The sequence below is a fragment of the Solidesulfovibrio carbinolicus genome (assembly GCF_004135975.1).
Lineage (GTDB): Bacteria > Desulfobacterota > Desulfovibrionia > Desulfovibrionales > Desulfovibrionaceae > Solidesulfovibrio > Solidesulfovibrio carbinolicus.
The window spans coordinates 3,923,686-3,937,515 of sequence record NZ_CP026538.1; the positions used below are offsets into that span (position 1 = coordinate 3,923,686).

Consider the following 13,830-nt stretch of genomic DNA (forward strand, 5'->3'; position numbering starts at 1 on the left):
GGGGCAGGCTCCCCGGACCGCCGCGGCAAGGCCTGCGCCGCCCGTGGTGGCGATCCGCCCGCCGACACGAACTCCCCCGCCCCGCCCAAACCCCGCAGCCGGGCGCCCCGTCACGCCGCCTGGCCGCGTCGCCAAGCCGCCTCTTGACAGTTCCTGGCCGCGTGGTCATCCAAAAGGGCGAGCGGCCGCATAGCCGCGCGCTCCGGAGGACTCCTTGGGCAACGTGCTCATCATTGACGACGATCAGACCATCCGCGACGCCCTGGCCCGGGTCGTGGACCGCCTGGGCCATACCCCCACCCTGGCTTCCACCCTGGCCGAAGGCCTGCTGCGGGCCGGCAAGGACGACGTGGACGTGGTCTTTCTCGACGTGCGCATGCCCGACGGCAACGGCCTCGACGCCATCGCCGACATCCGCCGCTCGCCCTCACACCCCGAAGTCATCGTCATCACCGGCTGGGGCGACCCCGACGGGGCCGAGCGGGCCATGCGCCAAGGGGCCTGGGAGTACATCGAAAAACCCCCCACCGTAAAAACCATGACCGCGCCCCTGGTCAGCGCCATGGAACACCGGCGCGGCCGGGCCAGCGCCACCACCGTCTTCCATTTTCCCGGCATCCTCGGCGGCAACCCCGCCCGCACCGCCTGCCTGGAACAGGCCGCCCGGGCCGCCGGCAGCGACGTCAACGTGCTTTTGACCGGGGCCACCGGTTCCGGCAAGGAGCTCTTCGCCCGGGCCATCCACGACAACAGCCCGCGCCACGCCGCCCCCTTCGTGGTGGTGGACTGCGCCGCCCTGCCGGCCACCATCGTCGAAAGCGTGCTTTTTGGATCGGAAAAAGGCGTCTACACCGGCGCGGACCGCCGCCGCGAAGGCGTGCTGCTGCGCGCCCACGGCGGGACGCTGTTTCTCGACGAGGTGGGGGAAATGCCGCTGTCGGTGCAAAAGGCCTTTTTGCGCGTGCTCCAGGAACGCCGGCTGCGGCCGGTCGGCGCGCTGGAAGAAGTCCCCTGCCGCTTCCGACTGGTGGCCGCCACCAACCAGGATCTGGAATCCCTGGTCAGGCAGGGGCTTTTCCGCGAAGATCTGCTCTTTCGCCTCCAGGGCGTGGGCATCGAGCTGCCGCCCCTGGCCGGACACCCGGACGACATCCTGGAACTGGCCGCCCACTTCGCCGCCGAAGCCGCCAAGCGCCAGGAGCTGACGCCCAAACCGCTGTCGGACGACTTTTCCCGGGCGCTTTTGGCCTATCCCTGGCCCGGCAACATCCGGGAGCTCAAAAACACCCTGGAAGGTTGCCTGGCCCTGGCCCAGGCCGACGACGCCCTGCTCCCCATCCACCTGCCCCTGCACATCCGGGTCCTGGCCGCCCGCAACCGGGTCGTCGGCCGGGGGGCCGCAGCCGCGCCGCCGCCAACCGAGCCGATCCTGTCCGACCTGCCCGCCGCCGCCCTGCCCACCTTCCGCGACTACCGCGACGGCCGCGAAGCCCGCTACCTGCGCGAACTGGCCGCCCGCCACGGCGGCGACATCGGCCGGATGCTCGACGTCTCCGGCCTGTCGCGCTCGCGCCTCTACGCCCTGCTCAAAAAGTACGCCATCCCGGCCGCCCGGGCCTGAGCCGCTTTTTTCGCCAAGGCTAAAGACCGCCCCCCCGGCCTCCGATGAGTCGTAAAAGGGGAATAGCGCCAGTCGGCAAGGACGCCGGCCGAGCGCCACCCCAGGCGGCGGGGCTCCGTGAAGTATCTGCTCATCTTCATCGTCATCATCGGCATCGTGACCTACATCTTCCTTGGCGCGCCAAGCCCCAAGGAAGAGGACGCCCACGTGGCCGACCGCCGCGAACAGGTCTGGGAACGCATCGCCTACCTGGAACACCGGCGCCGCGACATGCTCGCCGAGGCCCGCACCAACCAGATGGCCACCGGCCCCAACCGCAGCCGCCTCACCTCGCGCGGTGCCTACTACGCCGGCTACCGCGACGGCTTCAACCAAGGCTACTACCAAGGCAGCTTCCTCTCCGCCGACCGCAAGCCTGACCCGCTATTTTTCAAGGTGCCGAATCCGTAGGGGAAATGGGGAGAGAAAGAGCGGGAAGATGCCTTGGCGGCCGGGGGCCTCAGGCCCCCAGACCCCCCGAATGGGGAAAGGCGCAAAGGGGTTTCGGCGACGAAATGCCTTCTGCGCTTTTCGCGGACGCGGCCCTAGCCGCCCAGGCGCGCCTTGAGGCGCTCAGCCACCGTGGTCACGGCCAACACGTACAACTCGCTGTGATTATACGCGTAGACCACCTTGTCGCGCTGCTCGCTGGTCATGCCCGGAACCCAGCCGTGGCCGCGCAGATAGCTGGCCACGCTGACAATGGCATCGGTCGGGGTGAACAGATCCAGCACCCCGTCATTGTCGCCGTCAACGCCAAAGCGCAAGGCATTGGACGGCATGAACTGGCAGATGCCGATGGCCCCGTAGATCGATCCCGGGATGGTTCCCGGCCCCTGCCCCTTGGCCTTGGCATAGCGCAAAAGCGCCGCAAGCTCCCGAAAACCCCACTCCGACCGGTCCTTGGCCGCCCAGTCGGCATAGGCCGAACGCTCGGCGTCGCCGCGAAGGGTCTTCATATAGGGCGCGATCTGCCCCAGCCCCGAGGCCCGGGCCAGACTGGCCAGGACGCTCAGCGCGTCCTGGTCGCCGAGATACGTGCCGAGCTTGGTCTCCACCATGAGAAAGGCGCAGATCAGCTCCGGCGGCGGGCCAAACTCCCGCTGGGCCCGGTCAAAGGCAGCCCGGTTCTCCCGGATGTAGCGCACCCCGGCCTCGATGCTGGCCGGCGTCAGGAACTGACGGTAATTGCTGGCTTCCAAGGTCTTCTTGGTGGGCGCGGGACGCGGCTCGAACTGCTTGCGCACCATGGCATCGACCTTGCGGGCCATGATCGAGGGTTCGTAGTCCACCCCGGCCCCGGCAAACACCCTTTCCACAAAGGCCCGGTCCAGACCGTCGGCGGCCAGACGGTCCATAAGCGGCTGCCAGCCGGCGTCCACCCCGCCGTGGGCCGCCGCCAGCCAGCCCGACACCAACACCAGCGCCAACGCAAAAGCGTATCGTTTCATGGCCTTCTCCCTGCCCAACCCTAGCGCCGGCCCGCCCCGCAGGCAACCGGTTCCGGCCCGCCACGCCCCATGGCAACAAAATTGCAATGTCCTCTGGGCCGGCGACAAAACGCCGCCGGCAAGGAGGCGGCATGAAACCATCCACCGCCGCCATGGCGAGCCTCGTCGTCGCCCTCGCCCTGGCGTTCGTCCCACGGCCGGCCATGGCCGGCGCGCCCTTTGACGTGACCATCTCCAGCGCCGACTGGGGCAAATCCGTGGCCGTGCGCTACCACCACGGCCTTTTCGGCTGGATCGACGCCGGCCGGGTGGAATTCCACCACGACGGCCGCACCGTCATCGCGCCGCGCGGCGGCCAGCCAAGCGTTACCGACAACCTCGCCGAAAGCCTCGCCCGCTACGCCGCCGACCGCCTGGGCAACCCGGCCCTTGGCCGCCAGCTCGCCCTGGTCATTGAGCGCGAAGTGGGGAAATAACGTCCCGTCAGCGTCCCACCAGGGGCCACCGCTCGGGCGGCAGATACGGCCCGGCCTTTTTGGGGCACTCCCGCGCCCGCAGCTCCCGGGCCGCCGGCTTGCCGGCCGCGTCGAATCCGTAGACGGCGTAACTGCCGCAGTCGCCAACGCCCCGGGCCTTGGTCAGCACGGTGAGCGTATTGTTCGCGTCATTAAACTGCATATCGCCCACCAGGGAGTCGTCTTCGCGCCGGATGATCCTGCCGCCGTCGGCGTCGGCCGTGGGAAACCGCAACAGCCTGGCCGCTCCGTCGCCCGGGCCGGTCTCCATGGCCGCATAGACGCCCTGGTAGGCGGCCTGATCGCACTGGACGAGGTACAGGGTCCGGCCGTCGCCCAGGGCATGGCGCTCCACCCCGGCATCCCGAAGGGGCAGGCCCGGGCCGCCGGGGGCGGCGGCAAAGGTTTCCCGAAAGGAGTCCTCGCAGTCCTTGGGCCAGTGGAGCCGCGCCTGCAAGGCCGCCCGCTCGTCCCACAGCGCCTTGGCCGCCCCGGCAGCGGCCGCCGTCAGCGCCGCCCGGCGCTCGGCCAGGCGCTGCCCCAGGCAGGCGGCGTCGGGGCAGGCGTTTCGGGTTGCCAACCAGGCCCGTTGCTCGGCCCGCACCGAGGACGGGTCAGGGCTGGCGGCCACGGCCTCGCCAAAGGCCTCGGCCACGGCCGCGTCGGCCTCCACCAAATGGGGCTCGGCGCAAATGGTTTTTTCCACAGCCGTTTTGGCCTTGGCGCAGTCGATGCCGCCGGCCCGGGCCGGGCTGGCGGCCAGCGCCAGGCACAACAACAAGAGCGCTGTCCCACGCCGCATTACTTGCCCTCCCGGACGTAGCGGGCGATGCCGATGCCCTTGGAAGGGCCGACGTCGTGGCTGTAGATGAGCTCCAAGGAGCCGTCGGGCAACAGCTTGCCCGTAAAGCTTCCTTCATCCTCCAAAATGTGGATGGTCGAGCCGTCATAGCCGATGACGCCCATGACGGTCTCCTTGTGGTGCGGGCTCGACTTGACGCCGACAAAACGCCGGCCTTCCTGGCGCTCGATGCGCAGGACAAACTGGCTGGAAACGAAATGCGGGCCGGGGTCGTTTTTGGGAAAATGGCGGCTGCCGGTGGTGAGGCCTTCATGGGCCACGCTTTTCCAGACTCCGACCAGATCCGGGACGGCCTGGGCCTGGGCCTGGGCGGCGGCGGCGAGCAGGACGACGATCAAAACGGCGGCCAGGGGCAGGGGGCGAATGCGCATGGCGGGCTCCTTGTTGCGGTCGGCCGGCCGGGGATTGCCGGCGGCCTGGATGCTCTCCTCTATGCGCCGCGCCGGGCACGACGGTCAACAAGGTTCGCGCGACCGAGGTGAACGTGGGTTTACGTGCCGCCGGGAACCTGCTAGACGGTGCGCCTCACGCGATTTTCCCGCGTCACCCGTTGCCAGGATCAACCGGTTTGAAAACTGACAAACTCCTTGTCGCGCTGTTGGCCGGCTGCCTGCTCAGCATGTCCGGCATCGCCTTCTATTACAAGTTGGGCTGGGACCGCATGGCCGCCCAGATGCGCGAGATCGCCTCTGACGTGGATCTCGTCAACACCACCATGCAGGACCTCGGCGGCCTCTACCGCCGCACCCGCATCGCCATCATCCAGGCCCAGCTGCGCTCCCAGGGGCTGCCGCTTATCGTCGTCTTTGGCGACAGCATCGTGGAACAGCTCTTCTGCCCGGCCCTGGCCGGCCGCAACGTCTTAAACGCCGGCATTTCCGGAGCGCGGGTGCTCGAATCCCAGCCCTTCCTGGAAAGCGTCCTGGCCGCCGCGCCCGGGCCGCTGGTCATCGTGGCCATGGGCGTCAACGACGCCTTTGGCGCGGCTGGGACCACGCCCGAGCAGTTCGAGGCCGGCTACGAAACCCTGTGCAAGACCGTCCTGGCCGACAACCGCCGGCTGGTCCTGGTCAACCTGCCGCCCATCGAGCTGGACAAGCCAGAAGCCCAGCGTTTCGACGCATCCAAGATCGCGCGCTACAACGCCATCGTGGCCGCCGTGGCCGCCCGTCTCGACGTTCCCCTGGCGGACATCAACGCCATGCTCGCCGAACGCCGCAAGACCTCCGGCCAGCCCCAGACCGTGGACGGCGTGCATTTGAACCCGGTCGCCGCCGCCGCCTGGCGCGACGCCGTTTACACCGTCGCCCTGCGCGCCCTGACCCGCCCCGATTCCTAGTGTCTCGTCCGTGCAACATACGACCGAATTTTAAACAAAACCCCACGCCTGTAGTCCACAAAACGCCATAGGCGTTTTTCGGGGACACGGCCCTCGACGGCCGGCCCTCGCCAGTCGGGGCAGGCTCCCGCCCGCCCCGTCCGCTGTCCCACGCCTTGACAAGATGCCCGTCGGGTCGGACATTGGCCAAACCGGGAGGCCTGCATGAACCAGCCCCAGCCCGGCCCGGCCCTCCCCGGGCCGGCTTTTGCGCTTCGTCTCGACCCGGCCGGGCGCGTCAAAGCCGCCGATCCGGCGGCCCTCGGTCTCTTGGGCGATTGCCTGGGGGCGCCGCCGCCCCTGCCCTGCCCGACTCCGGGGACCAGCCTGGACTGGACCGGAGCCGGCGGCGTCTGGCGGCTTTGGACCGAGGCCGAGGCGGACGGGAGTCTGGTGCTGCGCGGCCTGGACGTGGCCGATCTGGCTGAAGCCGCCGCCACCGGCGAGGTTCGGCAGCGCCAGTTCGCCGACATCATCGACGGGGCCACCGAAGGCGTGGCCGTGGCCGCCGCCGGCCGACTGGTCTACGTCAACCCCTATATGGAGCGCCTGACCGGCTACGACGCCGCCACCTTGCGCTCCAAGCCCTTTGTGGAGTTCCTGCACCCCGACGACCGCCGCACGGTCCTTGGCATCCACCTGCGCCGTCTGGCCGGCGGCCAGGCCCCGCAAGGCCACGCCTTTCGCATCGTCACGGCCGACGGCGGCCTGCGCCACGTCAACGCCGCCTCGGCCTGGATGGAGTGGGAAGGCCGGCCGGCCACGGTGAGCTTTCTGGCCGACATTTCCGAACTCAAGGCGGCTGAACAGGCCCTGGCCGAACACGTGCGCGGCCAGGAGGACGTCATCGCCGCCCGCACGGCCAGCCTGCGCGAGACCAACGACCGTCTGGCCGCCGAGGCGGCCCGCCACGAGCGCACCGCCCAAAAGCTCAAGACCGCCCGCACCAAGCTGGCCCGGGCCCTTCGGGCCAAATCCGTGTTCCTGGCCAACGTCAGCCACGAGATCCGCACGCCCCTAAACGTCATCCTGGGCATGGCCGACCTGGCCCTGCGCCCGGACAGCGGCGGCCAGGCCGACCTGACCCGTTGCCTGGAAATGATCCGCGAGGCCGGCACGTCCCTGCGCGGCATCCTGGGCGACCTGCTTGACCTGTCCCGGGTGGAGTCGGGCCGGCTGGAACTCGACGCCGCGCCCTTTTCCCCCCGGCAGGTGCTTGAGGCGACCCTGGCCGCCCACCGCCACGTGGCCCAGCGCCAGGGGCTTGCGCTCACCGGCGAAACCGCCGCCGACGTGCCCGAGCACGTCATCGGCGACGCCGGCCGGCTGGCCCAGGTGCTCGGCAATCTCGTCGGCAACGCGCTCAAATTCACTTCCGTCGGCGGCGTCAGCCTGCGCCTGACCCTGGCCCGGCCCGGCCGGCGCGCCCCGGATGGCCGGGTGAGCCTGCGTTTTGCCGTGCGCGACACCGGCATCGGCATCCCCGAGGACAAGCAAAAGACCATTTTCGAGAGCTTCAGCCAGGCCGACGAGACCATCGGCCGGCGCTACGGCGGCACGGGCCTGGGCCTGGCCATCTGCCGCCGGCTGGCCGCGCTCATGGGCGGCCGTTTGCGCTTGGCCTCGTGCGTGGGCCAGGGCAGCGAATTCGTTTTGACCGCCCGCTTCCCCCTGGCTGAGGGTCCGGCCCAACCGGCCAGCGCCGCCAGAACCAAGCTGCCGGCCCTGGACATTCTGCTGGCCGAGGACGCCGACCTGGCCGCCGAGATGATCCAGGCCTTCCTGGTTCCCAAGGGGCACAACGTCATCCGGGTGGTCAACGGCGAGGAGGCCCTGGCCGCCCTGGTCCTTCGCCGCTTCGACGTGGTCCTCATGGACATCCAGATGCCGGTCATGGACGGCCTGACCGCCACCCGGCGCATCCGGTCCGGGGAGGTTGCCGGAATCCCCCGGGACATCCCCATCCTGGCGCTCACCGCCTACGGGGCCGTGCGCGACCGCGAGCGCATCCTTGGCAGCGGCGCGAGCGGTTATCTGGCCAAGCCCGTCAATTTCGACCAGCTCCTCGACGCCCTGGCCGCCAGCCAGTCCCCGGCCCCGGACAGCCCCCCCCAGGCCGAAGCCGGGCCGGCGGCGACGACGGCCGACGCACCCGAGCGGCGCGACGTCATGCCGGCCGCCAAGCCCCGTTCCGGGCGCTCCCGGACCAAGGCCGGATCGGCGCCCGCCTCTTCCCGAAGCAAGGCCGACGCCCGGACCAACAACGCGGCCGAGCCGGCCTTCGACGCCGGCCGCGACGAAGCCCTGGCCAATCTTGGCGGCGACGAGGCGCTTTACGACCGGCTGATTGCGGTGTTCCTGCGCGACACGCCCGGCGACCGGGCGCGGCTGGCGGCGGCCCTTGACGCGTCGGACGCCGCCGGGACGGCGCTTTTGGCCCATTCCCTCAAGGGCAATGCCGGGGTGGTGGGAGCGACCACGGCCGTCGCCCGAGCCAGGGAGCTCGAACACGCCGCCCGGGCCGGGGAAACGGCCCGTTTCGCCGCCTGCCGCCAGGCCCTGGACGAGGCCCTGGACGCCGCCCTGACCGGCTTCGCCGCCAAAGGGCACCAGCCGGCCGCGCCGTAGGATGATTCCAGCGCCAAGTCGCAACGGCCGCCTCAACCATAAAGGGGTCTAGGCGGTCGGCTCTCGGACGTCGGAGCAACGCGACTTCCCACGAATGCTATGCTGGTCTCTTTGGCTACCCAGGTCACTGGAAAATAAAATACCCCCGAAAACCCCTTCCACATTTTCTCCATATGGGGGGGGCTGGGGGCCTCAGGCCCCCAGCCGCCGGAGCATCTTTTCTGTACCCGCCTTAGCGAGCGAACTGGGGCATGGCTTTGTTGAGTTCGTAGAGCAGGGTGGTCAGCCGCACGAGGTAGGTCTCGTAGAGCTTTTGCACGTCGGAAGAGGCGGGCACGTCGTATTCCTGATTGCGGGTGGTCAGGAGATAGACCATGTTGTTGAGGAACGTGACGATATTTTTCGTGCGGTTGACGACATAGGCGTTGATGTCGCTTTCCTTGGAATTGCCGAGCTTGAGATAGATGTAGAGCATGTCCACCAGATTGTTGAGGCTGGTGGTGGCTTTCTGGTAGGTGTCGAAGAGAAAGCGCAGTTTTTTGTATTCCGGGCTGTCCTTGCTCTTTTCGTGGACCGGCAGCAGGGCTATGATCTGGCTTTCGGCCGGCCGGGCGTCCTCATAATACTTGATGAGGTCATCAAGCATGGCCACCAACACGGCCTCGTCCAGGGTGACGGCGGTCGATGGCGGCGTATGTTCTTCGGCCCGGGCCGGGGCGGGGACGACGGCCAGACAGGCCGCGAGCAGCAGACTGCCCAGCAGCACGGCGAAAACGCGGGAACAAACGCGCATGGGGCGCCTCGCTTGGGGGTGCAAACCGGGCGTGGGCATCAGGGCTTTTTCTTGTCGCAGGCGGCGCACGGGGCTTCCTGGCCGCCGCTGCGGGCCACCCGGCGCAGCACGTCCTCGAACTCGGACAGCGGGGCCGCGCCGCGCACGGAAACGCCGTTGACAACGAAGGTGGGCGTGGCGTCGAAACCGAAGGCCCGGGCCTCGGCCGTGTCGTCCTCAATGCGTTTGGCCAGTTCGGGGCGTTTGAGGTCGCGCTTGAGCTGGTTCACGTTGGCCCCGAGCTTGATGGCCAAGGCGTAGACCACGGGTTCGCCGCCCTGCTCCACCTCGGTCTGGGCGGCGAAGACGGCGTCGTGAAAGGCGAAGGCGAGCTGGGGATTCTGGGCGGCCAGGGCCTCATAGACCAGGGCGACCTGTTTGGCCAGTTCGTCGGTGGCGTAGTGCTTGAAAAGCACGCGCACGGAATCGGGATGGCGGGAGGCGAATTCCTTAAGCGTCGTAGCCCCCTTGGCGCAGTAGGGGCACAGGAAGTCGGAATAGACCACCACGGTGGTGGCGGCGTCGGCTGGGCCGCGCATGGCCCGGGCCGGATCAATGGCCGGAGACAGCGGCTTTTGCAGCTCGGCGTCCTGCCGGGCCTGGCGCTGGCCGGTCTGGTAGTCCTGCTGGCCCTCGACGACGAGAGCGAACAGTTCGGCCTTGCGCTCGCCCAGGGCGTCGAGCACGATTTCCGGGTGTTCCTTGATGGCTTCCTTGACGCCGTCCCGGGACGGGGACGGTGCGCAAGCCACCAAAAGCAGCAAGGGCAGCATAGCCAAAACGGTGCGCGAAACCATGGGAAACGTCCTTTGCCTGGAGATGTCCACGACGTGCAAGCCTACCCTGGGCTGATGGAAATGCAACAAAAATTTCCCAAATGCAAGGCAAACGCAGTGAAAGCATTGCCTTTTTAAAAAGTCGGGATATGGTGAAAGCGATTCCCCGTCGTGGGGCATCGCCGGGAGCACACCCAAGGAGGATCGCATGAAACGCATCGGCATATTGATTTGCGCTTTGGTGCTGGGGCTTTGCGCCCTGGCTTACGCCGCCGGCGACGCGGCCAAGGGCGCCGAGCTGGCCAAGGGCTGCGCCTGCCACAAAAGCAAGGGCGACCTCGACGGCCTGGACGTGGCCGCGTTGACCGCCAAAATGCAGGCCTTCAAGGACGGCAAGGGCGAAAACAAGGCCATGGTCGCCATCATGAAGAAGCAATCCGACGAAAACATCGCCGATCTGGCCGCCTATTACGCCTCCCTGCCCAAAAAATAACCATCTTGCCCGTTGCCGTGAAAAAGGCCATGGAAGCCCTTTCCATGGCCTTTTTTACGAGGTTTCCCCACCATGCGCAAATGCCTTTCCCTGGCGGCACGCTTCGGCTTGGCCGCCGCCTGCCTGGCCTACGCCCTGTGGGGCGTCGATTTTCACCGGCTGGGGCAGGCGCTGGCCGGTTTCCCGGCCTGGGCCATGCTGCTCTACGCCGTGACGGTTCTGGCCAGCGCGCTGGCCCCGGGGCTGCGGCTGCGTTTTCTGGCCGGCGACCGGATCAGCCCGGCCGGCGGGGTGCGGGCCTGTCTGCTCGGGCTTGGCGTCAACAACGTGCTGCCGGCGCGCCTGGGCGAGGTGGCCAAGGCGGCCTATCTGTGCCGCGAGGCCGGCCTGTCCCTGGGGCAATCCCTGGAAGCGGTCTTTTGGGAGCGGTTTTTCGACTTGTCGGCCCTGCTCGTCCTGGGCATCGCCGTGGCCGCGTTGCTTGGCCAGGGGCTTTTGCTCTACCCCTTGCTGGCCATCGTCGGCGGCGGCTGGGCTTTTCTGGCCTTGCTGCGGCTGCGCCCGGCGGCGGCCCATGCCTGCCTGCGCCTTGTTCCTGGCGAGCGGCTCAAGCTGTTCGCCGGGGAGATGCTGACCCTGTTTGAAGGCCGGTTGCGGGCCGGCTTCCTGCTACGTCTGGCGGCCTGGACGGCGCTTTGCTGGACCGGCTTCATCCTGACCTTCGCCGTAGGGCTGACCAGCATCGGCGGCCGGCCGGCCGATCCAACCATGATCCTCACGGTGTTCGCCGTCACCACCCTGGGCTTTGCCCTGCCGGCCGCCCCGGGCGGCATGGGGGTCTATGAAGCCTCGGCCGTGCTGGCCCTTGGCTGGTTCGGCGTGGACCGGGACCAGGCTTTTGCCTTGGGCCTCACCATGCACATGCTGCAATACATCCCGATAACTTTGGCGGGCATGGGGGTGCTGGCCGTCAGCGGCCTGTCCCTGGCCGATCTGCGCCGGCGGGCCCAGACGCCGGGGCTGTGACCCCGGTCCAGGTGTTCGAGCAGCGCCGCGAGGCCCGTGTCGAGTCCGCTAAAAACATATCTGGTGTTTTGTAGTCAACAAGCTAAAACTATTTATTTTTCTTAAAAAAACCTCTCGTATTTTTCCGGGACGCGACACTAGCCCTGGCGTTCGCGGTGGCGGTCGAGGTGCCAATAATAGAGGATGTCGGCCAGTTCCGGAATGACGTGCCCTTCCACGGGCTGCCAACGGATCTTGCCGGCCTTGGCGTCCAGGCTGCCGCTGGCCAGGAACTGCAGGCCGAACTGGAGATCGCCGTCGCAGCCCAAGGTCGCCACATGGCAGACCTTGGCCACCATCCAGAAATCGCCGGCCGTAACGGCCCGAGGCTCGTCCAGTTCCAGGCGCACCACCAAACGGTCGCCTTTGGCCGCCTCAAGGCCGCGCGGGCCGGCCAAGGCGGCGCTGACGGCCAGCCCCAGGCCGCCGGCCGAGAGATTGAGCAGCCGGGCCCGGCCGTTTCGAAAATCCGCCGACCGCAGGGCCGGGTAATCCAGGGAAAAGCCCGCCGCTTTGTCGTAACGCCAAAAAAAGGCCTCCCGCAGCCGGTCCAGATCGGGCTCCAGACGCAGGCTCTTGCGGCGCTGGCCGAAAACCAGGCGCTCGGGTTCGGCCAGCCGCAGCCGGGCCAGGCCGGCGGGACTGGCCGCCGCCGCCTTGATGTGGCTGTTGAAGGTGTAAAACGTCTCCTCCAGCGTCTGTCGTTTGATGGCCACCCGGAAATAGCCTTTCACGTCGAGGCCGACCCAGTGCGAACCGGCTGCGGCCTTACCGATGCTCTCCAGCAGGATGCCACGGTTGGTGGCTTCCAGGATGGCGCAATCGAGGTTTTTGAGCCCGACCACGTTTTCGGGCAGCGACAAATGACAGCGCGAACGCTGGGCCAAAGCCTCTTCCAACAGGCGGCGGGGGGGGGCGGGAGACGTCATGGGCGTACTGCTTCATTGCCCAGGCCCGCAACGCCCCGGACGAGGCGCACACGGACGCGGATTCGTTTGCCGTGGGTCACGGCGTTGAGGCACTGTGGCTTATATGAAAATGAAAATCAATACCAGGAAAGACCTGTTCCCGGAGAAGGCCATGAAAAACGGGGAGCTGCCCGGCCGGGGGACTTTTCAATCGGTTCGGGCCGTGCTACCAGCTGCCCCGTGTTGGATTTTGCCTAGGGGATGGATGTATGCGCACAAAGAGGGGAGCAATGGTGTCGTTTTGGTTTCGCGCGACCGTCATTTCGGCGGCGCTCGTGTTGTGCGCCACCGGGGCGCTGGCCAAGACCGTGTTTTTGGGCGGCAGCCAGACGGCCGGTTGGAAGCACATGGGCATGTTCAAGGATGTGGTCAACAAGGGTGCGGTGAGCAACACCACGGCCAAGATTTTGAAGACCTTGGGGCCGGTGGTGGCGCAAAAGCCGGAAAAGATCTTCATTTTGGAAGGCATAAACGAGCTGTATAGCCCCAATGCCGCCATCCTGGCCCGTTACCGCGAGATTTTGCTTCGCATCAACAAGGGCTCGCCCAAGACCATGATCTTCGTGCAAAGCGTGCTGCCGGTCGTCAACCGCCAGGACCTTTCCAACGACAAGATCATGGAATTAAACGCCGGCCTCAAGACGCTTTGCGGCGAGATGCAAAACTGCGTCTACATCGACCTGTACAGCCACTTCGCGGAGGGCGGCGCGCTGCGCGAATCCTTGACCACCGACGGCGTGCATCTGCGGCCCGACGGTTACAAGCTGTGGCAGGCGCTCATCGAGAAGTACGTGACCCAGCCCAACGAACAGCTCACCCGGCCCGAGACCGTGGCCGGCCTGGCCCAGCCGACGCAGACAAGCGCCAACTGAGGCTGCGGCCGCCTGGCGGCCTGTACGCGCCCAAGCGATCATCAAGCCCCTGCCCCGGCGGGGGCTTTTCGTTTTGAAGAGATGCCGGCCCCGGTCCGTTTTCCCGGCATCCAGGTTTTGCGGCGACAGGTTGCGCAGCAGGGCGTCTTGCAGTGCGGCCAGGCCACTTTCGGCCGTGCCGCCTCCTGCTTCCGTGGCGCGCGCATGTCCGCCCCTGTTTCGCCGGCGCCAAGAAGCGTCGACAGGTTTTCCCTTTGTGAAGATTACTCCCATCATGGCACGGACGGAAGACGACGGCCGGATGTACGGCATCGCCAAAACCTTCCCCGA

At 67.5% G+C, this 13,830-nt stretch carries 14 protein-coding genes; 8 read left to right on the forward strand and 6 right to left on the reverse strand.

Going from position 1 to position 13,830, the window contains the following annotated elements; genetic code table 11:
- Nucleotides 1–214 precede the first annotated feature (214 nt).
- Together C3Y92_RS17520 and C3Y92_RS17525 are read left to right on the forward strand one after the other, a co-directional pair.
- On the forward strand, nucleotides 215–1,621 hold the full coding sequence (locus C3Y92_RS17520; RefSeq protein ID WP_129354747.1) for a sigma-54-dependent transcriptional regulator: 1,407 nt from the start codon (nucleotides 215–217) through the stop codon (nucleotides 1,619–1,621).
- A gap of 117 nt (nucleotides 1,622–1,738) precedes the next feature.
- Complete coding sequence (locus C3Y92_RS17525) at nucleotides 1,739–2,071, forward strand: hypothetical protein (RefSeq protein WP_129354749.1); 333 nt, start codon at nucleotides 1,739–1,741, stop codon at nucleotides 2,069–2,071.
- Nucleotides 2,072–2,205: 134 nt separating this feature from the next.
- On the opposite strand, the gene C3Y92_RS17530 is transcribed toward C3Y92_RS17525, so the two are convergent.
- Nucleotides 2,206–3,111 (reverse strand): lytic murein transglycosylase, encoded by a 906-nt coding sequence (locus C3Y92_RS17530; RefSeq protein ID WP_235669533.1) that lies wholly within the window; start codon nucleotides 3,109–3,111, stop codon nucleotides 2,206–2,208.
- 131 nt (nucleotides 3,112–3,242) lie between these two features.
- Here C3Y92_RS17530 and C3Y92_RS21300 point away from each other — a divergent pair, with 131 nt between their 5' ends.
- The gene (locus C3Y92_RS21300; protein WP_235669534.1) at nucleotides 3,243–3,587 is read left to right on the forward strand and encodes a hypothetical protein; all 345 of its coding nucleotides are present in this window, start codon (nucleotides 3,243–3,245) and stop codon (nucleotides 3,585–3,587) included.
- A gap of 7 nt (nucleotides 3,588–3,594) precedes the next feature.
- Here C3Y92_RS21300 and C3Y92_RS21715 read toward each other — a convergent pair whose 3' ends face one another.
- Complete coding sequence (locus C3Y92_RS21715) at nucleotides 3,595–4,428, reverse strand: DUF1176 domain-containing protein (RefSeq protein WP_129354753.1); 834 nt, start codon at nucleotides 4,426–4,428, stop codon at nucleotides 3,595–3,597.
- Nucleotides 4,428–4,859, reverse strand: coding sequence for a hypothetical protein (locus C3Y92_RS17545; RefSeq protein WP_129354755.1), 432 nt, complete (start codon nucleotides 4,857–4,859; stop codon nucleotides 4,428–4,430). The genes C3Y92_RS21715 and C3Y92_RS17545 overlap by 1 nt, the downstream gene beginning before the upstream one ends.
- Nucleotides 4,860–5,056: 197 nt before the next feature.
- Between C3Y92_RS17545 and C3Y92_RS17550 the strand changes: the two genes are divergently transcribed.
- Nucleotides 5,057–5,827, forward strand: coding sequence for an SGNH/GDSL hydrolase family protein (locus C3Y92_RS17550; RefSeq protein WP_129354757.1), 771 nt, complete (start codon nucleotides 5,057–5,059; stop codon nucleotides 5,825–5,827).
- A gap of 204 nt (nucleotides 5,828–6,031) precedes the next feature.
- Entirely contained in the window at nucleotides 6,032–8,494 is a 2,463-nt protein-coding gene (locus C3Y92_RS17555; RefSeq protein ID WP_129354759.1) for an ATP-binding protein, read from the forward strand.
- A 232-nt stretch (nucleotides 8,495–8,726) separates the two neighbouring features.
- Here the strand turns inward: C3Y92_RS17555 and C3Y92_RS17560 are convergent, their stop codons facing one another.
- Nucleotides 8,727–9,287, reverse strand: coding sequence for a hypothetical protein (locus tag C3Y92_RS17560; RefSeq protein WP_129354761.1), 561 nt, complete (start codon nucleotides 9,285–9,287; stop codon nucleotides 8,727–8,729).
- A gap of 38 nt (nucleotides 9,288–9,325) precedes the next feature.
- Entirely contained in the window at nucleotides 9,326–10,123 is a 798-nt protein-coding gene (locus C3Y92_RS17565) for a DsbA family protein (protein ID WP_129354763.1), read from the reverse strand.
- A gap of 187 nt (nucleotides 10,124–10,310) precedes the next feature.
- On the opposite strand from C3Y92_RS17565, the gene C3Y92_RS17570 reads away from it, so the two are divergent.
- Together C3Y92_RS17570 and C3Y92_RS17575 are read left to right on the forward strand one after the other, a co-directional pair.
- Nucleotides 10,311–10,595, forward strand: a complete 285-nt coding sequence (locus C3Y92_RS17570; protein WP_129354765.1) for a c-type cytochrome — start codon at nucleotides 10,311–10,313, stop codon at nucleotides 10,593–10,595.
- A gap of 72 nt (nucleotides 10,596–10,667) precedes the next feature.
- Nucleotides 10,668–11,621, forward strand: coding sequence for a lysylphosphatidylglycerol synthase transmembrane domain-containing protein (locus tag C3Y92_RS17575; protein ID WP_129354767.1), 954 nt, complete (start codon nucleotides 10,668–10,670; stop codon nucleotides 11,619–11,621).
- Between the two features lie 137 nt (nucleotides 11,622–11,758).
- Here C3Y92_RS17575 and C3Y92_RS17580 read toward each other — a convergent pair whose 3' ends face one another.
- Nucleotides 11,759–12,589, reverse strand: a complete 831-nt coding sequence (locus C3Y92_RS17580) for a PilZ domain-containing protein (protein WP_129354769.1) — start codon at nucleotides 12,587–12,589, stop codon at nucleotides 11,759–11,761.
- 269 nt (nucleotides 12,590–12,858) lie between these two features.
- Here C3Y92_RS17580 and C3Y92_RS17585 point away from each other — a divergent pair, with 269 nt between their 5' ends.
- A complete protein-coding gene (locus C3Y92_RS17585) occupies nucleotides 12,859–13,500 on the forward strand; it encodes a GDSL-type esterase/lipase family protein (RefSeq protein ID WP_129354771.1) in 642 nt (213 codons plus the stop codon).
- The last annotated feature ends 330 nt before the right edge of the window (nucleotides 13,501–13,830 follow it).